Annotated in this window: 18 protein-coding genes and 3 pseudogenes; 11 read left to right on the forward strand and 10 right to left on the reverse strand. The window is 33.3% G+C overall.

The annotated features are described in order from the left end of the window. Positions 1–194 precede the first annotated feature (194 nt). Positions 195–644, forward strand: coding sequence for a hypothetical protein (locus GWI68_RS00180; RefSeq protein ID WP_166539044.1), 450 nt, complete (start codon positions 195–197; stop codon positions 642–644). Positions 645–1397: 753 nt separating this feature from the next. Here GWI68_RS00180 and GWI68_RS00190 read toward each other — a convergent pair. The 5 genes and pseudogenes from GWI68_RS00190 to GWI68_RS00210 form a co-directional block, all read right to left on the reverse strand. Then, a complete protein-coding gene (locus GWI68_RS00190; protein WP_166539045.1) occupies positions 1398–2600 on the reverse strand; it encodes an STY4528 family pathogenicity island replication protein in 1203 nt (400 codons plus the stop codon). Continuing rightward, positions 2600–3124, reverse strand: a complete 525-nt coding sequence (locus GWI68_RS00195; protein WP_166539046.1) for a DUF2857 domain-containing protein — start codon at positions 3122–3124, stop codon at positions 2600–2602. The genes GWI68_RS00190 and GWI68_RS00195 overlap by 1 nt, the downstream gene beginning before the upstream one ends. A gap of 88 nt (positions 3125–3212) precedes the next feature. Beyond that, positions 3213–4625, reverse strand: coding sequence for a ParB family protein (locus GWI68_RS00200; RefSeq protein WP_166539047.1), 1413 nt, complete (start codon positions 4623–4625; stop codon positions 3213–3215). After that, positions 4615–5967: an SPI-7-type island replicative DNA helicase gene (gene dnaB-PI / locus GWI68_RS00205; protein WP_166539048.1), complete on the reverse strand. Its 1353-nt coding sequence runs from the start codon at positions 5965–5967 to the stop codon at positions 4615–4617. Before dnaB-PI ends, GWI68_RS00200 begins: the two co-directional genes overlap by 11 nt. Positions 5968–6063: 96 nt before the next feature. Beyond that, a pseudogene (locus tag GWI68_RS00210) lies at positions 6064–6941 on the reverse strand (ParA family protein). A 409-nt stretch (positions 6942–7350) separates the two neighbouring features. Between GWI68_RS00210 and GWI68_RS00215 the strand changes: the two are divergent. Beyond that, positions 7351–7824 carry an Hcp family type VI secretion system effector gene (locus tag GWI68_RS00215; RefSeq protein WP_166539049.1) on the forward strand — a complete coding sequence of 158 codons (474 nt, stop codon included), beginning with the start codon at positions 7351–7353 and terminating at the stop codon, positions 7822–7824. Between the two features lie 267 nt (positions 7825–8091). Here GWI68_RS00215 and GWI68_RS00220 read toward each other — a convergent pair whose 3' ends face one another. Together GWI68_RS00220 and GWI68_RS00225 are read right to left on the reverse strand one after the other, a co-directional pair. Then, positions 8092–8547: a DUF4225 domain-containing protein gene (locus tag GWI68_RS00220; protein ID WP_166539050.1), complete on the reverse strand. Its 456-nt coding sequence runs from the start codon at positions 8545–8547 to the stop codon at positions 8092–8094. Next, positions 8519–9031 (reverse strand): DUF4225 domain-containing protein, encoded by a 513-nt coding sequence (locus tag GWI68_RS00225; protein ID WP_166539051.1) that lies wholly within the window; start codon positions 9029–9031, stop codon positions 8519–8521. Before GWI68_RS00225 ends, GWI68_RS00220 begins: the two co-directional genes overlap by 29 nt. A 753-nt stretch (positions 9032–9784) precedes the next feature. Between GWI68_RS00225 and GWI68_RS00230 the strand changes: the two genes are divergently transcribed. Then, entirely contained in the window at positions 9785–11041 is a 1257-nt protein-coding gene (locus GWI68_RS00230) for a M20 family metallo-hydrolase (RefSeq protein WP_166539052.1), read from the forward strand. Here GWI68_RS00230 and GWI68_RS00235 read toward each other — a convergent pair. Then, complete coding sequence (locus tag GWI68_RS00235; protein WP_072070687.1) at positions 11035–11919, reverse strand: helix-turn-helix transcriptional regulator; 885 nt, start codon at positions 11917–11919, stop codon at positions 11035–11037. The genes GWI68_RS00230 and GWI68_RS00235 overlap by 7 nt on opposite strands. 272 nt (positions 11920–12191) lie before the next feature. After that, positions 12192–13388, reverse strand: coding sequence for an ROK family protein (locus tag GWI68_RS00240; protein ID WP_166539053.1), 1197 nt, complete (start codon positions 13386–13388; stop codon positions 12192–12194). 85 nt (positions 13389–13473) lie between these two features. Here GWI68_RS00240 and GWI68_RS00245 point away from each other — a divergent pair, with 85 nt between their 5' ends. The 7 genes and pseudogenes from GWI68_RS00245 (at position 13474) to GWI68_RS00275 (ending at position 23238) form a co-directional block, all read left to right on the forward strand. Further along, complete coding sequence (locus tag GWI68_RS00245; RefSeq protein WP_347877514.1) at positions 13474–13701, forward strand: hypothetical protein; 228 nt, start codon at positions 13474–13476, stop codon at positions 13699–13701. 84 nt (positions 13702–13785) lie between these two features. Next, positions 13786–14948 (forward strand): annotated as a pseudogene (locus GWI68_RS00250) (nucleoside permease). Between the two features lie 140 nt (positions 14949–15088). Next, positions 15089–16879, forward strand: coding sequence for a M10 family metallopeptidase C-terminal domain-containing protein (locus tag GWI68_RS00255; RefSeq protein WP_166539054.1), 1791 nt, complete (start codon positions 15089–15091; stop codon positions 16877–16879). Between the two features lie 334 nt (positions 16880–17213). Continuing rightward, the gene (locus tag GWI68_RS00260; protein WP_166539055.1) at positions 17214–18641 is read left to right on the forward strand and encodes a serralysin family metalloprotease; all 1428 of its coding nucleotides are present in this window, start codon (positions 17214–17216) and stop codon (positions 18639–18641) included. Positions 18642–18804: 163 nt separating this feature from the next. Beyond that, entirely contained in the window at positions 18805–20544 is a 1740-nt protein-coding gene (locus GWI68_RS00265) for a type I secretion system permease/ATPase (protein WP_109409417.1), read from the forward strand. A gap of 16 nt (positions 20545–20560) precedes the next feature. Beyond that, complete coding sequence (locus GWI68_RS00270) at positions 20561–21886, forward strand: HlyD family type I secretion periplasmic adaptor subunit (protein ID WP_166539056.1); 1326 nt, start codon at positions 20561–20563, stop codon at positions 21884–21886. Between the two features lie 2 nt (positions 21887–21888). Beyond that, positions 21889–23238 carry a TolC family outer membrane protein gene (locus tag GWI68_RS00275; RefSeq protein WP_208105076.1) on the forward strand — a complete coding sequence of 450 codons (1350 nt, stop codon included), beginning with the start codon at positions 21889–21891 and terminating at the stop codon, positions 23236–23238. Between the two features lie 460 nt (positions 23239–23698). On the opposite strand, the gene arnT is transcribed toward GWI68_RS00275, so the two are convergent. Next, a complete protein-coding gene (arnT, locus tag GWI68_RS00280; protein WP_166539057.1) occupies positions 23699–25345 on the reverse strand; it encodes a lipid IV(A) 4-amino-4-deoxy-L-arabinosyltransferase in 1647 nt (548 codons plus the stop codon). A gap of 387 nt (positions 25346–25732) precedes the next feature. On the opposite strand from arnT, the pseudogene GWI68_RS20200 reads away from it, so the two are divergent. Next, positions 25733–26418: pseudogene (locus tag GWI68_RS20200) on the forward strand (IS3 family transposase); the annotation flags it as partial.

Consider the following 26418-nt stretch of genomic DNA (forward strand, 5'->3'; position numbering starts at 1 on the left):
TCAATCAATTTAGTACAAACTTCTTCTCTATCAAACTTACATTTCCTACTTAGTAGGTAAATATAGTTAATTAATATAAACATCAATTAACTCTCGGAAAACGAATATTGCCCAATCTATCTTAAGGGAATATTATCATTCACATAATTTATGATATTAATTAATTCAACCTATATTATTCACAGGAAAATTAAATGAAAAACAAGTACATTTTAATTTTATTTGCATTCATTATTTTCACCTCATTTTCTGTTCATTCCTCCCCTTGGAAAAAACATATTATAGGTAATGGTGAAGATATGTGGGTCCTCATTCAAAAACCGAATATTGAGACGAATGGTATTGTTTATGCCCCTTTTTTTGATGTTAATCAAGGGAATAAATTGAGTGATTATAGTGACCCTTTTGGGAATAAATTTAAGTTTGATGCGACCATTAGACATGTTTATATGAACTGCAAAACTAGACAAATGATGCTATCAAGCACTGAGTATTACAAAGATAATGCACTTATTTTCACAGAAGATAATAAGTTCAAAAGTGACCTACTCAGCTCCAAATTGGAGCGCAATACTCTTTGGTCTGGAGTGAGCTTTGGAAGTTTCTATGGTAAGTCTTTCGAATATTATTGTAGTAGTCGATAGTTATCAATTGTGATAATGAACTATGGGGTTAATTGTACATGTGCTGAGGCAATAGAATTATTTCACCAATAACTAAATTTACCCTTAATGGGGCGAGCCTTTATTTTCTCTATGCAAAATAAAGTAACATTCTGCATTTGATATAACTGTATACCCTTTCCATTTGTATCACGACCAATCTATAGATCATCTAATGTTTGTCTGGCTTCTCTGACATTACATTACCCCTTGTTGTTGAATCGCTAGGAATTAGTGGCTATTCACAGTAACCTCAAAGGTCTACTAAATTAAATTTATTTCACTACAAGTTGATTATCTTGTTCTGCTTTCTTCTTAGCATGCTGAAAACGCTGGAGCAATTCGTTCTTTTAAGCTTTGATAGCACCATAGTCAACATTTTCGTTTTTCTTTTTAGATATTTGTTTGTATAACAAAATAAGCCTCCTCAATATGAACATTTAAATTTTTTAATTCAGCGTTCTTATTAATTAATAAGAAGTGGACAGTTAATAATTCCCGGCTTGGCAAAAGATAAGTCTATAAATAACACACCTTTAATTATTATAAATAATATACATAAACCAATTAAAACATAAAGATACCGACAACGAACCCATTCATTACATACAAATTCCACATCGAAAACAACAATAAATTTGTTTTTAAATAATAAATTAAACCGTTTTCCTTAAAATATTGTTTATCATTACCACTTCTTTTTCCCACATGTTGACACTGTCAACACTCCTTTCCTTACCTAAAATAGGCCTCCCTAAGCTCTGCCATAACTCCTGACACATATTCTCTTCTTGCACGTTTAATCACTCTTTTTTCTGCCACTAACACGGTTTCAGGAGGCTTTGGCTGTATTTGTTCCAATGGCTTATCGGTAGCGCTGTTGCCCAAATTAAATCGTCCTTCTCGGGCGCGTTTGAGGTTGGCTAACAGGTACGCAGTGGGATTTCTGACTGTTGTTTTTTTCATTCTATCGACTAAATCATCAAGGAGCCGTTGCCCTAGTCCATCAGGTAATGCCTTGAGTTGTCTCTCTAGCATCATTTTGTCCTCTGGATTGAGTCGTTCAGTGACTTGAGTTGACCAAAACAGCTCTGAGTTTGTTGCTGTATACGTATCTTTTACACTTTGTGTAAAACTACGTACGTAACGGTTCGATTTTCGAACTGGGTCGCAATCCCTTGATTTACGGCTTAGTTCGGAAATCGAACTTGGTATTTTAGTGGTGTTTTCATTGCTGAGTTCGGTTTCCGAACTAGGGATTTTTGAACTGAGTTCGATTTTAGAAGAGGTTGTTTTCTTCTGCTTTTCCGTCACCATTTGTTGTGGTGTTTGTGGTGATGATAAACGCGCTTCGATAAGAGCGACACGAGCATGTCGGTGACGCATTAGTTTCTCGGTTTTGATACTTTGTAAAACGGCAATTGCTGTTAAGCGTACTGTTTTATTGCTATGGCTACATGCTTGAGCAACGGTATCAAGCCAACTGGGATCAAAATATTCACACTCAAACACACCTAATGGTTCATCATGTTGTGCATAAATATTACCTCGAATACGTCCTGATTTATCTCTGACTCTTTTGCATAAACTTAGCCAACCGGTTAATCGTAACATCAACAAGGCTCTACTGATTGTTTCTCGGGATGCTTTATCAGAATGAGGTAATGCAAGCTGGCTTTGTAACTCATCATAGGTTGGAAAAATAGCCCCCTCATTCTGTTGAGCATAAAGTCTGATCATGACCCAAGCCATTTTATCTAATGGCGATAATCGGCTATCTAAAAATAGCCGACGAGGAATAGCATCATGTACATTACCTAAAAACAGCAATCCACTTTGCTCATTACTCATATCGCCAGATTGCGCCTTTTGCTCAATCCGATCCTGCATCTTTGTTAGTGTTTGTTGAATAATATTATCGACCGGCATAGTTGCCATCAGATTGCACTCCACTCTTTAGTTAGTGACCAGACGACAGCAAGCGGAATTTTTTGTTGCTCAGCAATATCCATCATCACTTCTAATGCCTCTAATGAATCAATATTCTGGATTTCTGCTATTTTCCATTGTTGCCATATCAATAATTCCTGCTCTTCCGTTGGATTGATATTGCGCCCTTGTTTAGCAACAATGCCTACCAATCGACGTCGAGAACTTACCTCAATCGCAGTAAGCCCAAAAAAGTGCTGCATTAACTCAATAGAACCCTGTAATGCTAATGCTCGACTCATATACTTGATCCGTTTTTGCTCTTGCTGAGCTTGTTTCAACATCATGTTAAAATTGCAATGATTGATATTTAACGTCAGAAATGGCACAGGAGTATTCACAAGATAATAGAGATCTTCTACCGTCAATTTATCGAGCGCTTGTATCTCCTCCAGTGTTAATCCCATTGATTCAATGTGACGAATTTTTCCTGCTTTTAGTTTCATCACGATTTCCGTTAATAGTGCATTCATTGTGTTATTCCTCCATAAATCATCACAATATTGATCGTCCAAACAACAAAACATAACAACACAATCAGCCTTGATACTATTGGTTGGTTCATTCATTTATCTCAGCAGAATTTTTTCGTTGTAATTCGCGTAATCGCCGAGTAATCCTTATTAATCGCAGAAATTTCATCGTGTAAGCATCATCAAACAACGGCTCACCAAGTAAATTCTCATTTCCTATTAATGCGTCCATAAATGGCGCTAAAGTTGTGTTCGATTCATCACCACTTAAAGCGACAAAAAGTCCATTTTGAGTATTGTGTGAAAGCGAAAACCCAGCACTTAAGGCTGATTTATTTTCTTGAATGGTAGATTCAACACCCATCACTTCGGCTAGTTCAAACGCTAAACGAAAGGCAATATCTTGAAGATGCTCAATATCATCGTGTAATGCAGAGATATGCCAGATATCTGTGACAGACTCTAATTCGTTTACAGTAGGCATAGCTTGAGATTGAGGCTCTTGTTTTATCTCTCGCTTTTTTGTTCTCGATTTTTCAGGTTGCTTAATAGGCTGGTTTTCTTGGTGATAATCATCCCTAATTGACGTAGTGATAATCTCTGAAGAAGAGCTTTGAGTTTTAGATGATAACTCGATCAACCAATTCTCATAAGTAATAGAAGGATCAGGAATAACCTCTAATAATGAGTTAATCAAATCATCTTTTAGAAGTTCTATTGAGTAATATTCAGCATTATCAAAAGAGTGACAAACTTGCCCAAAAACATCATTAAAGCTTTGCTTTGGTGATAACACTATCTTTTGAGTAAAGATTTTCCATGCTTTTTCAGCCAATGTCCGTAATGCTATTAACTGCGTAATTTGAGGCCTTCCCATCCCTGAGTTCAGTAAATTGGGGATCCAAGGATAAAGATATTCAATTGTTGCAAACATTCGACTGATATTGGAATGATGAACAGGATATCCCGTATTTTTGAGAAGTTCGGATAGCTCTCGCTGACTTACTTCACGACCTAGTTGTTCTTCATAAATTGTGTGCGTACTCTTTATGCCAAATGCTTTATCAATAAAAGATAACTCTCCACGCATATCATTTTCAGCAAGGTGTCCAATCATACATTGCAATCGACCAGGCCACGGTTTCACAATACATTGAAGTGAATGAAAACGTTCATCCCCTGTTTCAGCATAGAGTTCTGTTAAAATGGCATAACGTGTATTGCCCCCATCACTAAAAATATAAATATCGTCGGTACAATCAGGATCTTTGGTGACTTTAGGAACGGAATCTAAACCACGAGCACGAATTGAGGCTTTAATATCATCATATTTAGGATTACGTGAAGTGCGTGGATTATCTGGATTAGGACGAAGTTGCTCTAAAGTCAACACTATCGGTATTTCACTTACCGTTAATACACTTTTTGATACCAACTGTTTAGGTGATCTACCTCGTTGAAGCATTTTTTCATCTAAAGAAATTACTTTTTCAGCTTGCATAATGCCCACTCAATCTATCTTCAAAACGTGTGATATTTGCCTGATATTGCACTTTTATCGTACCGATAGGGCCATTACGTTGCTTCCCTAAAATAATTTCAGCGATCCCTTTTTCTGTGCTATCAGGGTGATAAATTTCATCTCGATAAATAAACATGATCAAATCAGCATCTTGCTCTAATGCGCCTGAATCCCGTAAATCACCATTGTTAGGGCGTTTATCTACTCGACTTTCTAATGAGCGATTAAGTTGAGAAAGAGCAACAACAGGGCATCCCATTTCTTTGGCTAATGCTTTCAACGAACGAGAGATTTCAGCGATTTCTTGAGTGCGGTTTTCTTGATTTGGGCATCGCATAAGCTGTAAATAATCAATTAAAATAAGTGAGGGATAACCGTATTTTCGAATATTTTTTCTAACTCTAGAGCGCAATATTGTTGGTGTCATATAACTTGAATCATCAATAATTAGTCGCCCTTTCCATTCATCAAGCAATACATTCATTGCGTTGCTGGTTCTTGCCCAATCTTCATCTTGCATATTGCCGTTACGCAAATGCTGTAAAGGTATTCGCCCTAACATGGATGTAAAGCGCATTAATAACTGCGTGGTTGGCATTTCTAAACTATAAATTTGTACAGTTTTATCAACACATTCATTCAATGCACTTTCACAGAAAGTAAGACCTAATGCAGTTTTCCCCATTGATGGACGACCAGCCAATAAAATTAGATCGCTAGGCTGGAAACCACAGGTCATATCATTTAATTCTTCAAATCCCGTAGGTGTTCCCGTGATCAAATTTTCATTGCTACAACGTTGCTCTAGTTCATTGAGAAAGGTTTCAATTGATGAAGGGAGATCCACATTGCCATCTAAATGTTGTTGCTCAGTGATATTAAAAATACGTTTTTCTGCTTGTTCTAACAGTCCAGATAAATCACTACTCACATCACTCGCTTGAGTGACAAGTTCATATCCTAATGCCAGCAATTGACGCTTTTGGCTATAATTGGCGACATGCTCTGCATATGCCACAATGTTGGCTGAGCTAGGTGTATTTTTAGAAAGTTCCGCAAGGTAACCAAAACCGCCACATTGATTTAGAATAGATTGCTGTTCCATTGATTCAGTTAATGTAATCAAATCAACGGGCTTATTTTGTTGAAATAATGACTGTATTGCAGAGAAAATAATTTTATGAGGGCGAGAGTAAAAATAGTCCGCAGAAATGATCGATGAAATATCATCCCAACGTTCATTATCAAGAATGAGTCCACCTAATATAGCTTGCTCGGCATGAATAGAATGATGAGGTAATTTCTGTTTTTGATTACTCATTATTATCTCCCATTGCATTGAATATATGTGATGAATTAAATAAATCATCACCTCGACACAGGGAGTTCGGCATATTCAGTATTACACAATAAAATTTCACAGTGCATTCTCCTTTGGTTGATGCTTTAAAACCAAATCGAAACGCGCTTCCCATTGAGGGAATAATTCACAAGCTAAGTTATGCATTGTTTGTGCAGCAGGTAAACTTTTGCGATCTGTTTGATACTCTAGGCGATGTGCCGGTTGTCCTTTGCTATGACCTAATTTGTAAATATCGAGATCATAAACTTGGGTTTGCAGTAATGAGATAGGTGGGATTTTTTTTGACTGTATGAGCTGTTATGAATAATCGCAGTTAGTGCCTTAAGGGCTTTTCTTGCTAAGACTGTATAATCCATACAATTAATCAGAATTTTCATCGGTGGCAATTCAATACCAAAACCTTGATACGGTAACAGTTCTTCCATTAGTGTTACCGTTCCTCGCAAAAACTCTCGAACATCGGGCAATACAGGCTTAACCATCGCAACAGCAATATGGTTAGTTGCGAGTAGTACCAATTCCAACATAATAGAACGAGCACCTTGTGAGTCGATGATAATCACATCATAAGCAGTAAAAAGTGGGTGTTGTAATAGATTACGCAGACGAATTCGACCATCAGGAGCATGCATCATGGCCGTTTTTAATTGTTCATGAGGATCATTAGAGATAATAAGATCGAGATTACCAATACAAGTATGAGAAATTAATCGCTCTGGATGATTAAGATCTACTGTTTGCATTAGTAATTCATAGAGACCGCAAGGAGCCTCATAAAGTAAAGAGTAATAACTAGAAGCGGTTGGCTGTGCGTAATCCGCATCAATAAGCAGTGTTTTTAACCCTGCATCAGCACATATTCCTGCAAGATTTGCAGAATGAGTGGATTTACCTTCTCCACCTTTTGTAGAAATAACTGAAATTACATGCATATAAGTTACCTGATAAAGTATTATCAGTGACAGATGCCAAATATATTTTTCTCATAACTGATTGAAAATCCCCGTATCCTTGGTTCGATTCCGAGTTCGAGCTACATCTTTAGAAAAACCAACCTTAGGGCTGGTTTTTTGCTTTCTGCGCTTTATAAGTTTTTGAGTTTCCTTTTCTTAAAGTCTGCCTTGCTACCTTGATTCTTAACTTGTTCACTCAAAATATTATTTTTTCTTTATGCTTCTGATATCTAATAATTACTTCATGTGAATTGCTATAGTATTTAGATAGCAATCTATTCTCTTTTTAATATAATGAATTCTTAAATTAATCTAATGTAATTAACATTAGAATAAATTTGGCTTTAGGTGAACATGAAGTTTAATTATACAAAAAGGAAAATAATTAATGTCTAATAATATTTATTTAAGAATAAATGGAAATGTTCAAGGAAATATTTCAGCTGGATGCTCTTCTTACGATTCACTTGGCAATAAATACCAAAGCTCTCACTTAAATGAAATATTAGTTATAGCGTCCACATTTGATATATCAAGAAGACAAAATTTAAGTCATGCCCCTCTTTCTATAACCAAACATGTTGATAAATCAACACCATTACTAATTACGGCAATTACAAATAACGAAATTTTAAAGTGTGAAATTGATTACTATAGAACTTCTCATACCGGCGCCCAAGAGAAATATATGACGATTGTTTTAACAAATGCTTCTATTGTCAATTACTCACAAATACATGCAAGTACCTTAACTCAAAGTAATTCATTACCTAGCGAAATTATCACTATACAATATGAAAGTATTACCTGTAACCATATAATGGCAGGAACGTCTGGATATAGTATTTCTGAACTAAGTTAATCAGTAAAAATTTAATGGTGAATTTAATATCTTTATTCACCATTAATTAAATTTATTTTTCATAAAATATCAATATGATAAATTACTTTTTTTTGCCAAATGTTAGTGAGATACAAAGGTAAAGTGCAAAAAAAAGACAGCTATAGCGAATAATATCTTTATTACCAGAACTTATAAATAATTCGCTAATAAAAAATTTATCATCAAATTTGAATATAATAAGACAACAACTTCCACATAAACCAACAACTGCAAGATAAATAAGATCTAAAAATCTATTTTTTTACAAAGAATATAGAGTTGAGTTTTATATAAAATAAAAAATAAAAATAATGAAGATAGATAAAATAGAAAAATCCCCAACCAGCCCAAAGGAAAAGGTGATAACACATCAAAATTATTCACTTTTATTTTCCTCTTCATATAAATCGTATGTAGAATAAATAGCCATACCGTCAAAAAAATCTCTGAAATAAGAGGCACCCTATCCATAGTTTTCCATGATGTTATAAAATCACTCTTAATATAATGAAATAACTTCCATGTATCTTCTTTAAGAACTGGTTTTAGTAGTGATGCACCAAATAAACTTAAATCAACCACATTATAAAATATATCCGCTTCATTATCGCCATAACCTAAAGCTTTAAATGCTGCTCTATATCCGTTTTTTACAGGTCCACTATATTCCTCTCTAAATAATAAATAATAAATAATATCCATTTTCAATCATACTATTTACACCTTGAGATACCATTCCAACCCCTAATCTACTGCATAATGTTCCGATAGATCCCACACAAGAAGCTCCCCCTCCATATATTTGCATTGCTCCGCTGACAAAACCTACTTGTTTGAGTATTAATTTATTATTTTCCTCACTTTCTTCTTTTTTACGCATTATTTCAAAAAGCGCATATTGCATTATGCTTCGATTTTTTAGTAAATTATCCTGTAACTCTAACCTTTCAATTTCATCGGAGATATTATCTAATCCTGCTGATAAACTTAAGCAATAACTACTTACCTCTAATTCTGTTCTAGCAATCAGTTGTTCTATATCATTTAAGAACATCATTCTTGAAAAAGAATCACCAATATATTGATAGGCAAATTTCATTGCTATTTTTCTTAAATAACTGGATTCTCTTCTTAATGTATCTCTATACACATCACTATAACTATAGTCTAGTTCATACTCAGTCATTTCTTTCACATCCTTATTGAAAATAAAAACTTAAGTGATATCTCATCCGAATTATCGACTACTATAGTGTAATGCTTAACAATCCTTATCAATAGTGAATATTTGGTTTTCTACTTATTAGAGAAGTAAAAATTCATTTAACTAAAAAATAAAATAAATAGACTATAAACCCAGATATATAAGATAAGACATTATCTATTTTAACAATTGGAAAATTGAATTTATATAAATACCTCTATATATTTACACGATATTTATGATACTTACAGAAAAACCCAACATTTACCTGATAATGTTATAAATATTATTTAATATAAAAACTGATATCTTTATTAATATAAAAAAAGTTAGGAATATTTTTAATCATCTTTATTATTAGTATATAAATCATAACTTAAGTAATTTTTAAAATAAAAAATTCACCACTAATAATAATTCTTATTTTCATTTTTAAATTAAAAGTATAATTTTAAATATGCTTAATATAAAAAGCGATCGCTTTTATAACATTTATAATACAATTTAAATTCATTTTAGAAATACTCCCGCTATATATCTCTTTTTAATTAATACCTATCTCACAGAATATGAAATTCACCTGAATTGTCATTGACGAAATATAGCTTCAGCAGTAAATATAATAAGCAATGATCATAAAAACAGTGACCATCTTTGAAGATGGCTTTTTTAATCCTTAAATTGTCTCATTTTTTAGACAAGGGGATATTACAGAAACCACGGGAGAATTATCTTATGACTCAACAAGATACAGCAACTCATTATTCAATTAATGATATGAAAGCGTTAATTGAAACGATGCAAATTTATAAAAAAGATAACAGTGTCAAAGGGGTCACTCGTATTGCCTATGGCGAAGAAGATGAAGCCGCGCATCTGTATCTTGCGGGTTTAATGAAAGAAGCCGGTCTTGAAGTTTATCGTGATGGTATTGGTACACTTTACGCACGCTTACCAGGTAAAGATCGTTCACTACCTGCAGTAGGTACTGGATCTCACCTTGATACCGTACCTCAAGGTGGTGCTTATGACGGGGCCTTGGGTGTGATTGCTGGGTTTTATGCCTTAATGCAATACAAACCACAGCAACTTAAACGCGACCTTGAGCTTGTTGTTTTTCGTGCTGAAGAATCTAGCCGTTTTGGCTTTTCATGTATTGGCAGTAAGGTATTAACAGGAAAAATTGACAAAGCTCGCTGGGAGCAAAATAGAGATGATGATGGCAATAACTTCTTTGAAGTTTTGAAATCATTAGGTTATCAGCACGATAATTTGGATAGTTGTTTAGTCAAAGAAGATCGTTATAGTGCATTTGTTGAGCTTCATATTGAACAAGGTAAACGCCTTGAAAATGACAAGAAAACCATTGGTATTGTTAATGGTATTGCAGCACCGACACGCTTTTCAGTCACTGTTAATGGTCATGCAGATCACTCTGGTGCAACACCAATGTATCAACGTCAAGATGCATTAGTGGCAAGTGCGGGGATTATTACCGATATCAACCGTGCAGCCTGTACTGAAGCCGTTTATGGCACTGTAGGTACAGTGGGTAAACTCAACGTTATTCCGAACTCCATGAACGTCATTCCAGGACAAGTAAAATTCTCTGTTGATATTCGTGGTATTGATACTGAAAGTATTCAGCGTGTTGTACAACGTTTAAATAACAGTGTTGAAAAAGCAGAAAAAGATTTTGGTGTTGCTATTGATGTTCAACCAATTTCTGCTGAATCGCCAGTTAAATTAGATGATTCAATTTGCCAAGTTATTGAAAGCTTATGCCAAAAACACAATATCGACTATATGACCATGTTAAGTGGTGCAGGCCACGACTCAATGAATATGGCGTCGCTTTATCCAACTGCGATGATCTTTACACCTTCAGTTGCTGGTATTAGTCATCATCCTGATGAATTTACCGAGTTTAGTGATATTGCTGTCGCTGCAGATTTATTAGCAGAAACATTAGGTACATTAGCAAATCAATAATGACTGACTATTTGTTTTAAAAGGTTAATTGCATCATCCCCTTTGGTCGCTTTTAACCATAATTTATCAAAGAGAGATTGATATTGAAATATCGCCTCAGTTGAAGAAGTTACGGTGGCAATGCCCGTACTGACATTAGGAAATTCACCTAAACGGAACGGGCTAACGGCTAAAGAAAGAGGTACTTTATCTTGATAAAATAGTTGGAAAGTTAAAGACGGCATAGTATCTGAAATAATGGCAATATTAAGATAATTATTTTTTTGCTCTAGCTTTTCAATTAAATGAAGAATTTCGCTTTTTGCTCGCTGTTTTCTTTCTTGTTGCAATGTTTTCGTTAAATTAACTGAACCTAGCATACCAACATAAAGAAATTTCTCGATTTGTTGTTGGCTAATAAGGTTATAAATATGAGGTGAATGCAAGGATTGATGTTTTTTACGCTCTTTTAAAATAGATAAAACTTCTTGTTGTTTTTCAGATAAAAGATTTAAAGGTGATGCTTCTGTTAGCATTTCAACCAATGTTTTATCATAACAATCTGAAGTTAATAAATAAGAAAAGGGTTCGAAGTGAGTATAAATATGTGAAGATTGAGTCTCAAGTTGGCGCATTCGTTCGAAAAAACCATTCGCACTTGAGTAATATTCGGTATTAATACCTAATAAACTCGTTAATGAAGTATTTAATAATCTAGCAAGATTATCGAGAGTTTCAATCTTAACAATTTCGCCTTTTTCTAATCGATATACGGCAGCACGAGAAATACCTAAGCTTTCTGCAACATCTTCAGCTTTTAATGAAGAGGCTATACGGTAAGCTCGTAGTCGATAGCCAATGGACTGATAATCTATTTTTTCTCTAGGTATGTAAGGCATATTTATAATTGGCTCCCAAATGCACAAAGTACCAGGGTAAAGTAACGTCACAACAATAGGATGTTAGTTGAGATAGTTTAAATTAAACCAAAAATAAAAAGAATCACCTTCCTCACAATGAGGTAAATAAAAGAAGTTTGCAGTAAAAAGTTAGTCTATATCAATAAACCTGTCTCCTAGCAGGTAACCTCACCAGGGTTAAGCAGTAAAAACAAACAACAATAAAAAACTAAAAGGCGTTGTAATTGATATTACAGCGCCTTTTTCATTTATTAATTGACTAAATGTTCCAATACCATTGCTCCTGCACCTTGAGACACGATTTCATAAGCGTGACTTGCGGGATAAACTTCTGTTTTTATATTTGGGATAAGTGGGAGTTTAGTTTCAATCGTCTTTTTCACGGTATCAAAAAATGTATATTTAGGAATTAACGTACCGCCACACACAACTATATCAGGTTGTAGCATTAAAATAGAGTTTGCAATAGCCAATCCATAGTAATAAGCAGCTTCTTCTAATGCATCAATACACAAAGGATCACGCATTTCAATTGCCTGAAAAATAGTGTGATAATTAATTTCATCATCAACACTAACAAGCGATGTTAATAAGGAGGTTTTTCCTCGTCTTATTTGATGAATAACGTTATTTTTTATAGCATCTAAAGAACAGAGTGTATTTAAACAACCATAAGAGCCACATTCACACAAAGTCCCTTTTACATCGATTGTCATATGGCCAAAACAATTCATCGTTACTGATGTATCAGTTAAAAACTGGTTAGCAATAATTGCACAACCTCTGACTTCGGTATCACAAGATGTAAATAAAAACCGTTGTGTTTTTTGGCGGTAATATAAACGAAACTCAGCTAATGCAGCAAAATGTACGCCACTCCCTACTGTTACGTAAGTAGGAATTTTTTTACGCAATAATATCTCTAACTCACGAAATTCTTCATCAAGAGATTCAGAAGCTAGTTGATGTTCAACAACATGCTCAATAGAGATCCCTAATCCCAGCACCTTTTCATAATTAATTTTATTTTTTAATAATAAAGCATCAATTTTAGGCAATAGTTTGTCTGTCATTTCAGAGGCAGACAAATAAGGTTCAGGTGAGATTTTAATTTTATCTAACATATTAAGCTTTAGGTCCATTAAGACAATTGTTGAATAGACCTTGCTTAGTTCAATACCGATTAAAAACACCCCTTCTGTATTTATATTATACAAAATAGGTTTTCGTCCACCGGTTGACTCACCTAATTCTGCAGTTGTAATTAATTCAAGAGCATTTAATTCGTCAAGTAATCGGGCACAAGTCGCCGGTTTCATTTGTGCTAACTCAGTCAGCGTTTCTGTTTTTATCGGGCCATTTTCTGCGATTAATTTATAAAGGCTTTTCAGTTTTAATGCTTTTGATGTCTTAGAAGACTGAAGTTCTTTTAAATTTTTCAATAGCATAGCTATTTCCTTTATTAAATTATTTCGCTAGTTAAAGAGGAATATCGCTATCTTACTGTAAAAAAAGTAATAAACACCGGCTGAAATTCGCATGATAAGAACATTGGGTGCTGATGCCGTTGGCATGTCAACGGTACCAGAAGCACTTATTGCTCGCCATTCAGGCATAGACACCATAGGTATTTCATGCTTAACCAATATGGCTTGTGGGATTTTAGAACAGCCACTTAGCCATGATGAAGTGATTGAAACCGCAGAGCGCGTAAAATCTACCTTCTTAAAACTTATTAGTGAAGTGATCGCACGTTTATAACTTTTTATCAATTAAAGAAAAAGTGGAATATAGATAGCTGCCTATATTCCACTCTAATCCTATCCCCCAACAGTGGAGATTGTTATGGGAATAAAAATACAGCTCAAAGGCATGATGTTTATGCAATATTTTATCTGGGGAAGTTGGTTAATCACCCTAGGTGCATACATGATGCAAACATTACATTTCACTGGGGTTGAAGTGGGGTTAGTTTATGGCTCAAAAGGTATTGCCGCCCTCATTATGCCTGGTTTACTCGGAATAATTGCAGATAAATTTATTCCCGCTAATCGTTTATATATTATCTGTCATATTATTTGTGCTATTGCTTTATTTTTTTCAGCATCAGTGACTGATCCTACCATCATGTTCTGGGTTATGTTCATTAATGCATTAGCTTTTATGCCAACAATTGCACTTTCAAACTCAATTGGCTATTTCTGTTTAAAGAAACACAAATTAGATTCTGTTGCTAATTTCCCCCCTATTCGTGTTTTTGGCACGATAGGTTTTATTATCGCCATGTGGTGTGTTAGCTTACTTAAATTAGAACTCAGCAACACTCAACTATATATTGCATCAGTCGCTTCGCTTTGTTTGGCACTCTATTCCTTTTGTTTTATTTAAAAAGCCTATAATGGCCGTCTTCTTTTTATTTGCCATGCTATTAGGTGCAGTACTTCAAATTACTAATACATTTGGTAGTCCTTTTATTCATGATTTTGCTAAAAACCCTGAATTTGCTGATAGTTTAATTGTTCAATATCCATCAATTTTATTATCAGTATCACAAATGGCTGAAGTGGCCTTTATCTTAGCAATTCCCTTCTTTCTCAAACGTTTTGGTATTAAAAAAAGTCATGTTAATTAGTATGATTGCATGGACTTTACGTTTTGGATTATTTGCTTATGGTGATCCCTCTCCTTGGGGTTTTGTGTTGCTAATGCTTTCAATGATTGTTTATGGTTGTGCATTTGATTTTTTCAATATCTCAGGCTCTATTTATATCGAAAATGAAGTAAAACCTGAAATAAGAGCCAGTGCTCAAGGGTTATTTATGACTATGGTCAATGGTGTTGGTGCATACGCGGGTTCCATTTTAAGTGGCATGGTCGTAGATCATTTTACAATCGATGGAATAAAAGACTGGCACTCTATTTGGTTAATATTTGCTTCATATACATTAATTCTAGCAATTATTTTTGTATTTGCTTTTAAAGAGAAAAGAAATTTAGTTCATAGTTAATTAATTCCACTTCTATTTTAGAAAATGGTAGTAAGATAATTTTAAACTTATTACCATTTTTATTTGGTCTTATTTTAAAAGATTAAAAATCATAGTAATATAAAATTTCTTTTACACTTCATGTAAAAGGAATTATATCCATGAGTTCATCTACTATAAAAAAAACAAAAGCATTTTACTCTATCATTGATGTAATGAAAGAAAATAGAATTGATATTGCTATATGGGAAAAATCACATCCTAGCCATAAATTTACAGAGATATCATTTAGTTTTCCAACATATACTGAATTAAGAACAGATAAATATAATACAATAACTACACTAAACAAACCTCAACAAGCTTTAGCAAAAGAGATATTACAGTTATGGGCTGATATCACTAATATTAAATTCATAGAAAAAGAAGCTGGACATGATACTGATATAAGAATTGGTCTTTATAATAATGTGTTTGAATATTATGAAAAACATTCTTTTAAAATAGGCGGTTTTTCAACATACCCTACAAAAGAAAAACACCCAGAAAAAGAAATCTCTAGCATTTCAGACTATAGCGAACCAGGGCAGGTTTGGTTAAATATTTCTGAAACAAAATATATAAAAACAGTTAATAAATCACATATTACACCAGTAAGAAAACCTAAAATAGATGCTTTCATGAAAAAATCCGATAATATAAATTATTATTATATTGAAAATGAAGATGATATTCATTTATTTAGAAATTTAAATGCTAATTCTCACTTAGAAAATAATTTAGAACCATCTAAAAAAGGAACATATAAATTTTATACTTATATACATGAAATAGGCCATGCTTTAGGATTACCACATACATTTAATGATAATAACAATCTCAATATTAAAGAAAATAGTTTCCAGTATTCAGTCATGGCATACAATATGCCACAAAAAGAATATGCTGATTTTCATGATAATTTCCCAATGAGCCCAATGCTTATTGATATTTATTTAATTCAACAACTTTATGGTAAAAATACCTCAACTCGAACAGGTGACACTGTATATGGGTTTAATTCAAACACTGAAAGAAAAGCCTATACTCTCAATACAGATAGAGATGTAATAATCAGTTGTATTTGGGATGCAGGTGGTAACGATACACTAGATTTTTCTCAATATGATGTTGAACAAAAAATAGATCTTAATGAAGGTGCTTTTTCTAGTATAGGCGGATTAGAAAATAATATTTCAATTGCTTTCGGGACTGTTATTGAAAATGCATTAGGTGGATTAAAAGACAACTATATTTTAGGTAATCAAGTTGATAATTATCTTAAAGGAAATAAGGGAAATGATACCTTAAGCGGTAAAAAAGGTGATGATACTCTTTATGGTGAGCAAGGCGATGATATCCTTTATGGGGGGGATGGAGATGACACTCTTTATGGGGGCATTGATAATGATACCCTCTACGGTGACGATGGCGATGATCTTATTTTTGGTGAAAAAGGAGATGATACTCTTTTTAGTGGAAGAGGTCAGGACATTCTTTATGGCGGCTCAGGTAATGACGTATTAATAGCTATAGAAGGCGACAATATTCTTGATGGTGGATACCATGATGATACCTTTATTATCAAAGGGGGTAACAATAAATTGTTTGGTAGCCAAGGAAAGGATATTTTTATATTTAGCTTAGAGAATAATACTTATGGTCATAACATTATTTATGATTTTAACAAAAATGAAGACGCCATTTTATTTCAATTACCAAAAGATAAAGTATTAATAAAACCATCATTAACAAAAGAGTTTTCTGATGAAAATCATAAAATAAATATTTCTTATAACAATAAGAAAACCACATTAGAAATAACCAATAATGACAAACTAATAAATAATCAATTGACAATAGATATTATGGGTAATTTTAGTTATGAAGATCTTTTTCTAAACAATGTTTAATACATTTAAAAATAATATAAATACATTATAAGGTTTAAAAATTTTAAGCCTTATAATAACAAAATGGAATATATAATATGATAAAATCATGACGTAATCATATAATAACATTATAAAAAATACCTAAAGATAAAATAACCCATGATCTATTTACTTCATTAAATTATTCTGACTTAAAACACATCTCACTTCACAATTATTTAAAAACATATTTTCCCCCTCTAGATTAATATCAATAAATAGCTATCTTTATTATCGCTGGTACTCACCAGATAATTAAACTATTTTCAATATGAAAATAAACTTAACCTAAACTTGATATCCGGAGGATATTATGGGTTCTTCTTTATTAAAAAAAGCAGTAGGATTATCTAATGTTTCTGATTTATTAGATAAGAGTGGAATTTTTTATAATTTCTCAGCTAAGACTCTACCTTCTTTTGATTATGATACCGCAGGAAAACATATCGCACGCGAAAATTCCACATGGAATGGGAAATATGTTATTGGACAAGCGGCAGAAGTAACGTATTCGTTCCCAACTTGGGCCGGTAAAAAATTTAATGACTTTGGTGATAAAAATCCCTATGGATTTAATTCAACACAGAAAGAACATGCAAGACAATCTTTAGATGCATGGTCTGATATCGCAAATATTAAATTTACAGAAGTAAGCCCAAATGTAAAATCAGACATTACTTTTGGGAACATTACTGATCCATATGGCAAGTTCCAAGCTTATGCAACATTACCAAATACCTATGATTATTATGGGCGTGATGTTTCAGGCCAAGCTTGGTTTAGTGATTATTATTATGCGGGTAATACAACGCCTGAATTAGGCAATTATGGTCGCTTAACTATTATTCATGAAATTGGTCATGCACTTGGTTTAATGCATCCTGGAGACTATAACGCAGGAGAAAACGTACCGGGTTATTTAAAATCTGATTATGCTGAAGATAGTCGCCAATATACTGTAATGAGTTATTGGGATGAATATGAAACTGGTGCACACTTCCAAGGTGCTTATGCGGGTGCTCCTTTACTTCATGATATTTCAGCAATGCAATACCTCTATGGTGCAAATACAACAACCAGAACAGGTGATGATGTTTACGGCTTCAACTCAAATACAGGTATTGATTATTACACTGCAACAAGCAGTAACGATAAATTAATATTCTCCGTTTGGGACAGTGGTGGTAACGATACATTTGACTTCTCAGGATATTATCAAGATCAAGTGATTGATTTACGTGAGGGTCATTTCTCTGATGTTGGCGGACTACAGAAAAACGTTTCTATTGCCCAAGGCGTTACAATAGAAAACGCAATCGGTGGCTCTGGTAATGATATTATCTATGGAAATGATGCTGATAATATTCTCATCGGTGGTGGTGGTAACGACATACTGTATGGTGGCGGTGGCCAAGATACATTATGGGGCGGTACAGGTAGCAATACCTTTGTTTATAAAGAAATCTCCGACTCTCTAGTCTCAGCCGCGGACAAGATTATGGATTTCAAATCAGGCATTGATAAGATTGATCTATCAGAGCTAATCGAAAATACCTTCAGTCATAAATTCCTTAATTTTGTTGATAATTTTACAGGTCGCTCAGGTGAGGCAACCATTAAATATGATCAATCAACAAACTCAAGTGAACTCGCTATTAATGCTTATGGTTATGACTCTAGCGCTGATTTCAAAATTGATATTGTAGGATTTGTTAATTACGAAACTGATTTTATTGTTTAAGTCGTGATTTATTGGGTAGGAGAAATAGTATTCTCCTGCCCTCTTTTACTTACATGGAGTTATTTTTATATTTTTTAAAAAAAATAAATATAAATTATCATGCGTATAGATAAAAAATTACAAGTATAAATAAGTAGATAAAAATAAAATCAGGAATAATATTATGCCAGAAAGCAAACATAACAATGAAATAACCAGTATTATAAAAGAGAGAAAAAAAGTATTTCTTTCCATTGGAATATTTACAGCACTAATAAATATTTTAATGCTAGTTCCTTCAATCTATATGTTGCAAGTGTATGACCGTGTATTACCTTCTGGTAATGAAATGACATTATTGATGCTAACACTTATTATGTTAGCTCTCTTTATTTTTATGGGTGGACTAGAATATTTAAGAAGTATCATTGTAATTAGGATGAGTAACAAGCTTGATTTATCACTTAATTCGCGTATTTATACCGCCGCATATCAAGCTAGATTAAATAAAACACCGGGTATTAATTCTTCTTTAGCTTTTAATGATTTAGTCACAATTCGTCAATTTATTACAAGCCATGCTATTTTTGCCTTTTTTGATTTACCTTGGTTTCCTATTTACCTTCTTGTTATTGCTTTATTTAATCCTTGGTTAGGGTTATTTGCATTATGTGGTGCGCTAATTTTATTTTCATTAGCTATTCTTAATGAATACTTGTCTAGAACATCATTAAAAAAAGCTAATGAATTTGCTAATCAAGCACAAGTCATACAAGGCCATCATTTCGAACATCCACAACCCATTGAAGCAATGGGAATGTTAAATTATTTAAGAACACAATGGCAAATTACCCACTTTAAATATCTACAAGCACAAACTCAGGCAAGTGATAACGCAGCGGGAGTTAATGCAATAACGAAAGTCACTCGTATGGCATTGCAATCCTTAATGCTAGGATTAGGTGGCTGGCTTGCAATAGACAATACAATTAGCCCAGGAATGATGATTGCAGGATCAATATTATTAGGTCGTGCTTTAGCACCGATTGAACAAGTTATTGGTGTATGGAAAAACTGGGACAGTAGTAAAGAAGCCTATAAAAGATTGACGACATTACTAAAAACCTACCCTGAAGAAAATAAAAAAATGGCATTACCCTCACCTAAAGGTGAATTAACAGTTAACATTAATCAGGCACAATATCCCCAAACTGAACAAGTATTATTAAATAATATACATTTCTCACTAGTTCCTGGTGATGTGTTAGGAATTATCGGTCCTAGTGCTTCAGGTAAATCTTCCTTAGCTAAATTTATTGTTGGTATATGGGAAGTTAAAACAGGTTCAATTCGCCTTGATAATGCAGATATATATCAATGGAATAAAAATGAAGTAGGCCAATATATTGGATATCTACCTCAAGAAATTGCTCTTTTTCCAGGCACTATCGCTGAAAATATTGCCCGATTTTCAGAAATAGACTCACAAAAAGTTATTCAGGCTGCAACAATGGCCAATGTTCATGAAATGATTTTACGTTTTCCTGATGGGTATGAAACTCTTATTGGTGCTCATGGTGAAGGTTTATCTGGAGGGCAACGACAACGTATTGCATTAGCTCGCGCATTATATGGCAATCCTACATTAGTCGTTTTAGATGAACCTAACTCTAATTTAGATGATTTGGGTATTAAAGCATTAATACAAGCAATTCAAATACTCAAGAAAAATAAAAAAACAGTTATTTTAATTACTCATCAAAAGCAATTGCTTTCAGTGACCAATAAACTCTTAGTTCTTTTTGATGGACACACTAAATTATTTGGTTCCACAACCGCCGTTATTGCTGAATTAAATAACTCATCAATAATAAAAAACACCCAAACACCATCAAATACACCTATTACTCAAAGTAATTCTTAATATTGAGAAAATAACAATGATCACAGAGAAAAATGAAATTAATATAGTCAAAAACATTTCCGATGATCCTAAAAAATTCTTAATAATAGGATGGTCTGTTATTCTTTTAGGCTTAGCTGTCTTTATTTTTTGGGCTGCATTTGCACCTTTAGACAAAGGGGTTTCCACCACAGGTAATGTTTCCATTTCAGGCAACAAAAAAAGTGTTCAAGCATCCGTGGAAGGCATTATCACGGATATTTTAGTGAAGAATGGGGATAGTGTGACTGAAGGCCAAACACTTATTCAATTAAGCCCCATTCAATCAAAAGCCTTAGTAAAATCCCTATCAGATCAATATGACAATTTACTTATAACTCAACAACGCCTTTATGCTCAACTCAATGAAAAAACAGAGTTTATTTTAGACTCTACCGAAAAATACTATTCATCATCAGAGAGCTTAAATAAACACTTACAACTACAAAATAGATTACTTAATGAAAAATATATTGAATTGCATAGTGAAATAAATGGTTATAACGCCATTATTGATGGTATTTCTAATCGTTTAATTCATCTAAAAAGATCAATACTAAACAAACAAAACCAAATTAATAGTTTGCAGAGTCAAATAAAAGATTTACGCACTCTTGCTACTGAAGGCTATATTCCCCGTCATCGTTATCAAGAGGTTGAGCGTGAACTTGCTGAAAATAATAATCATCTTAATGATACCTTAGGACAAATTAGTACCTTAGAAAAACAAAAACTAGAGTATGAACAGAAGATATTACAACGTAATGCTAACTTTTATCAATCAGCACGTACTGAGCTTAATCAAATTCAATTACAAATAAGTGAAACTGAAAAACAACTTATTATTGAATTGGATAAACTGGCCAAAATGCAAATTACTGCCCCTATTTCAGGAACAGTAATGGATTTATCTGTTTTTACACAAGGCGGTGTTGTTAGAACAGGACAAACATTGATGGAAGTTGTTCCTCAAGATCATCAATTAATTATTGAGGCTCGTTTAGCTCCTCATTTAATTGACAAAGTAACTCCCGGACTTCCTGTTGATTTAATGTTCAGTGCTTTTAATCAAAATACAACACCTAAAATTCCGGGTGAAGTTACTTTAATTTCAGCAGACAGACTTATTGATGACAGAACAACGGAACCCTATTATCAAGTATTTATTAATGTAAAAGATAATACACTTCTTGCTGATAATAAAAATAAATTAAAGGCTGGTATGCCCGTTGATGTGTTTATTAATACAGGCGATCGTTCATTACTCAATTATCTCTTTAAACCTGTATTAGATAGAGTTCATACTTCTTTAACGGAAGAGTAATTATGCTAATAAAAAAACTTTCTACTATTATATTGATATGGATGTTCAGTTTTCATACTTTTGCTATCACATTGTCTGATCTCTATTTTTTAGCTGTAAAAAATGATCCTACTTTTAATGCTGCAATCAAAGAACAAGTTGCAGGCAAAGAGTATGAAAATATTGGATTATCCCAATTACTTCCTAGTGTTCATGTTAATTACCAAAATAATCCACGAAATTGGCAACGTAAAGTTTATCCGATTAATACTAGCCAAGGAGAATTACAGAGAACAGAATATCAAAATTACCAAAGCCACTCTGTCAGTGCGATTATTAGCCAACCTCTATTTGATTACACTGCTTTTAGTGACTACAAATCATCAGTTATACAAACGTTACTATCAGATAGCCGTTTTCAAGTAAAATTCTCTGAACTCGTAATTAGGTTGGTTGATCATTATATTGAATTAGCCTATGCCCAAGATAAATTATTATTAAATCTTTCTCAGCAAGAAATTTATAAAAAACAGCTTACGTCTAGCCAACGTTTATTTGAGTTAGGTGAAGGAACAAAAACAGATATTTCAGAAATCCAAACGCGATTATATTTAACTCAGTCTCAATACACAGATATTCAACTTGAACTAGAAAATGCCAAAAATAAACTAAGCTCAATGATTGGTTCTCCACTTCCTTATAATGAGCATATTGCAAAATTAAATAGCAAAAAATTTATATTACAATCCATCACCCCCAGCAATTATGAAGATTGGGAAATGGAAGTGATGCAAAATAACCTCAATATTCAAACTGCACGCTATGAAATGGCAATAGCGAAACAAGAAGTAGAAAAAAACAGAGGTGAATTCTTTCCAACAGTACAACTCTATGCTTCTTATTCTAATAGTGATTCCGATAGTAATAATACGGTAAATCAGAAATATCAATCTGCCAATATTGGATTTTATGTCAGTTTACCTTTATTTAATGGCGGAAAAACGACAGCATCAATGCGTCAATCTACCGCGATGTATCAGATGAGTGCTTTTGAAAGGGATGCTACTATTCAGCAAATTACACAAGAGTTACGTCATCAATATCAAATTTGTACGACCAGTAATATAAAATTGAATGCATATGAACAGTCTGTCTCCTCCGCTAAATTACAATTAGATGCAACTCAAAAAAGCTATATTGGCGGGCAACGAACCATGGTGGATGTTCTTAATGCTGAAGAATTATTATATCGTGCTCAACAAGATTTAATTAAAGCTAAATATGATTATATTCAAGCTTGGGCATTATTACATCAATATACCAACACTCTGGATATTGAAAAAATAAAACTCATTGAAGGCTATTTTCAATAATATATTAATATAACGAAAAAGTCCTACATCATGTTGGATATAGGACTTTACATTATAAGTAATCATTGATTACTTATTTTAGCTAGCGGGGAGCCATCACTTCTTTTTAGTACCGTACAACGTTAATACACGGTGAGTAAGAGCAATTGATGCTAGACCGATAAAACATTCAGCTAGGAAAATCAGCATAAATTACCCCCATTCATAAGTACATTTTGTTTGGGCGGGGGTTCTGATAAAGTAAAGTGACTTGTCATATATTGCTTAGCTAACTCCGATTTAATGGACACAATCTAAACCTACCATTAAAACGGAAAAGAGCAAAATAAATTCATCAACAAAATCTATTTTTTAACTTAGAACACATAAAAACAACACAAAAAATCAAATCTAAGTCATGACAAACTTGAATAACATTTTAGCCCCCCATTTAAAACATATAAATAGATTTAAAAATCAGTCAGTTAAAGAAAACAAATGTTAGATCACCCTGTTTTTCTACAATAGGTTTTATCTTTAATTGGCTTATAACGGATAATATGTCTTTGCGCTCAGGTCTGACCAAAACAATAGCAATACCTTGATAGTTATTCTTTTCAATTAAGTTAACCAGTTGCTTAAGATCATAATATTTATTTTGCACATCAGGATATGCTAAACCATAGGCAAGCTCTCCTCTCGTTTCAGTTAGACGAATATCTGTACGTTTCAATCCCCATGCTAGTGACGTTCCAATACCGACTTCATCAGCTAAAATATAAGGCTTATTTGCTAGCTCACTATAATAATGATTAATTGCTTTTTCAGGAGTGCTTTTACTTTCAATTTTATGTGGGATCGCATATCCAATAGCAAGACTTAATCCAACAGAACAAAATAAAGTTAGCAAACGTGTTGATTTAAAGAATGAAGCAATTCCCATCAGACTCCATATAAAAAATCCCCCTATCGCCAGCATCACTTTATGCTGCTCATCTACTTCATATAGTGTAAATCGAGATGAATAAAGAGAATAAATAATAATAGAAACACCTGTTATTCCAAAGGCTGTATTTATTATTGCGTTAATAGTATGAATTTTTTCATTTGGGTTATTTTTCAATTCTTCCATGTAACTCGCAATCAAAATGGATAACGGAACAAAACAAGGCAACATGTAAGTTAATAACTTGCCACTAGAGGCTGAAAAGAACGCAAAAAAGATAAATAGCCAAAATGAAAAATAGAGAGTGCCTTTTTTCAAAAAAAGCGCAGATTTAAGTGTACCGAATAGAAACCCTAACCAAGGTAAAATGCCGAAAACAATAATAGGTAAGTAAAACCACATAGGTTGTGATCTTGCTGATCCTTTTGCTATAAAACGCTGTACATGTTCAATCCAAAAAAAGTAATGCCAATAATCTGGGGCTTGAAGTGCAACTGAAATTACCCATGGACCTGCAATAATAAACATAGAGATAAGCGCTATTGGCGCATAACAAAGGACTTCTTTAAAACGAGATAAGCTAATTGCTGTAATCATAAAGACTAATGTGGGTAAAACAACTGCAATAAATCCTTTAGTTAAAAAACCTAAACCGCAAAAAATACCGACTAAAAAGGAAGCATAAATTTTTGATTTTTTATCTGTTGTCAATAATCCGCTTAAAAAATAATACATTGCCATAGTAACAAACATAGTCACTATAGGATCAAGGATATTATAAGTGCCAATAGACAACACAAGAAAAGAGGATAAAAATACCACTAATGCATTAAATGCCAGAGATTGATTATGCCAAACTAACAAAGCAGCTCGATAAACAAATAGGCTGGTTAATAACGTTGAGGTGACAACAACAATGCGAACGGAGAAATGACCACCTCCAAATAACCATTGTGCAATACTGTTTAGCCAATACCCTAAAACCGGTTTTTCAAAATAGCGAATATCGAGCAAATAAGGCACAGACCAATTACCTGATGTCAGCATTTCCCTGCTAATTTCGGCATAACGAATTTCATCTGGTTGCCACAATAGCCGCGTTTCTAAAGGAATGAAATAAGTTAATAATATAAAAATAAAAAGTAGAAACCATTTATATCTTTCTATAAAACTGACGCTCATACATTCCTCATTAAAATAGAAAACTCACCTTACAAAAACTAATTAGTTAGAATGGTTATATTATAAAAAATTCAATTATTATTCATTAATTTATAATTAACTAAAACACAGCAACAATGACACGCAACACATTGAAATAATTACAATTTATAAAACAAAACATATATATACTGATAGAGTTGATTGCTTTAATTCATCATTTTTTAATTTATTATTAATCTATTTTTAATAATAGATATTTTTATTTCACTACTTTTAACTTAAACAAAAAATAAACAAGCTATAAGAAATAAAAAGGCCAGAATGAACTTATTCTGGCCTTTTTATTTTAGTTTGACCCGTCCTAAATAAGGTTGACACTTTTCCAATCTGAAATTGGAGAATGTAATGAAACCAATCACTAAACGGACTCAACGCGATTATTCTCTCGCTTTTAAATTACAGCTTGTTGACCAAGTTGAAAAAGGCGAAATAACCTATAAACAAGCCCAAGATCACTATGGTATACAAGGATGCTCTACTGTTTTAGTTTGGCTTCGTAAGCATGGTAGGTTAGATTGGTCAAACGGTACCCCTGATACTTTTTATAGAGGTTCAGCTATGACCCAATCTTCTAAACAACAAACGCCGGAACAACGCATTAAGATCCTTGAAAAGGAACTTGAAGAAGCTCGGCTTAAATCCGATTTTTTCGAAGCTGTGGTTAAAGTCATGGATAGAGACTTTGGAGTTCGTTTGTCAAAAAAGCGCAAAGCCGAGTTATTAAAGAAAAAACGGTTAAAAACCTCACCGTAACAATTGCTTGCCGTTTTATGCAGATCAGCCGACAGGCTTATTACAAGAGGCTGGATAGAACTGAGGAACGAAAGAAAGCAGATTCGGCCATTATTGATGTTGTTAAATCTGAACGAGTCTTACAACCTCGACTGGGTGGGCGTAAATTACATTTTATTTTAAAGCAAAAACAGATGGTTATTGGTCGTGATCGGCTATTTTCTTTATTGAAAGAACATCAGTTACTGGTGCCTAATAAACGGGCTTATCATCGAACAACCTTAAGCCATCATCGTTTT

This window comes from Proteus sp. G2669, from assembly GCF_009915245.1.
In the GTDB taxonomy this organism is placed as follows: Bacteria; Pseudomonadota; Gammaproteobacteria; order Enterobacterales; family Enterobacteriaceae; genus Proteus.

What these genes read in the sequence shown, in the direction of transcription:
- GWI68_RS00195 (WP_166539046.1), bottom strand. Translation starts at nt 3,124, where the DNA reads ATGAATGCACTATTAACGGAAATCGTGATGAAACTAAAAGCAGGAAAA.
- GWI68_RS00255 (WP_166539054.1), top strand. Translation starts at nt 15,089, where the DNA reads ATGAGTTCATCTACTATAAAAAAAACAAAAGCATTTTACTCTATCATT.
- GWI68_RS00225 (WP_166539051.1), bottom strand. Translation starts at nt 9,031, where the DNA reads ATGACTGAGTATGAACTAGACTATAGTTATAGTGATGTGTATAGAGAT.
- GWI68_RS00215 (WP_166539049.1), top strand. Translation starts at nt 7,351, where the DNA reads ATGTCTAATAATATTTATTTAAGAATAAATGGAAATGTTCAAGGAAAT.
- GWI68_RS00180 (WP_166539044.1), top strand. Translation starts at nt 195, where the DNA reads ATGAAAAACAAGTACATTTTAATTTTATTTGCATTCATTATTTTCACC.
- GWI68_RS00230 (WP_166539052.1), top strand. Translation starts at nt 9,785, where the DNA reads ATGACTCAACAAGATACAGCAACTCATTATTCAATTAATGATATGAAA.
- GWI68_RS00220 (WP_166539050.1), bottom strand. Translation starts at nt 8,547, where the DNA reads ATGGATATTATTTATTATTTATTATTTAGAGAGGAATATAGTGGACCT.
- GWI68_RS00265 (WP_109409417.1), top strand. Translation starts at nt 18,805, where the DNA reads ATGCCAGAAAGCAAACATAACAATGAAATAACCAGTATTATAAAAGAG.
- GWI68_RS00240 (WP_166539053.1), bottom strand. Translation starts at nt 13,388, where the DNA reads ATGCTATTGAAAAATTTAAAAGAACTTCAGTCTTCTAAGACATCAAAA.
- GWI68_RS00270 (WP_166539056.1), top strand. Translation starts at nt 20,561, where the DNA reads ATGATCACAGAGAAAAATGAAATTAATATAGTCAAAAACATTTCCGAT.
- GWI68_RS00260 (WP_166539055.1), top strand. Translation starts at nt 17,214, where the DNA reads ATGGGTTCTTCTTTATTAAAAAAAGCAGTAGGATTATCTAATGTTTCT.
- GWI68_RS00275 (WP_208105076.1), top strand. Translation starts at nt 21,889, where the DNA reads ATGCTAATAAAAAAACTTTCTACTATTATATTGATATGGATGTTCAGT.
- GWI68_RS00235 (WP_072070687.1), bottom strand. Translation starts at nt 11,919, where the DNA reads ATGCCTTACATACCTAGAGAAAAAATAGATTATCAGTCCATTGGCTAT.
- GWI68_RS00190 (WP_166539045.1), bottom strand. Translation starts at nt 2,600, where the DNA reads ATGGCAACTATGCCGGTCGATAATATTATTCAACAAACACTAACAAAG.
- dnaB-PI (WP_166539048.1), bottom strand. Translation starts at nt 5,967, where the DNA reads ATGAGTAATCAAAAACAGAAATTACCTCATCATTCTATTCATGCCGAG.
- arnT (WP_166539057.1), bottom strand. Translation starts at nt 25,345, where the DNA reads ATGAGCGTCAGTTTTATAGAAAGATATAAATGGTTTCTACTTTTTATT.
- GWI68_RS00200 (WP_166539047.1), bottom strand. Translation starts at nt 4,625, where the DNA reads ATGCAAGCTGAAAAAGTAATTTCTTTAGATGAAAAAATGCTTCAACGA.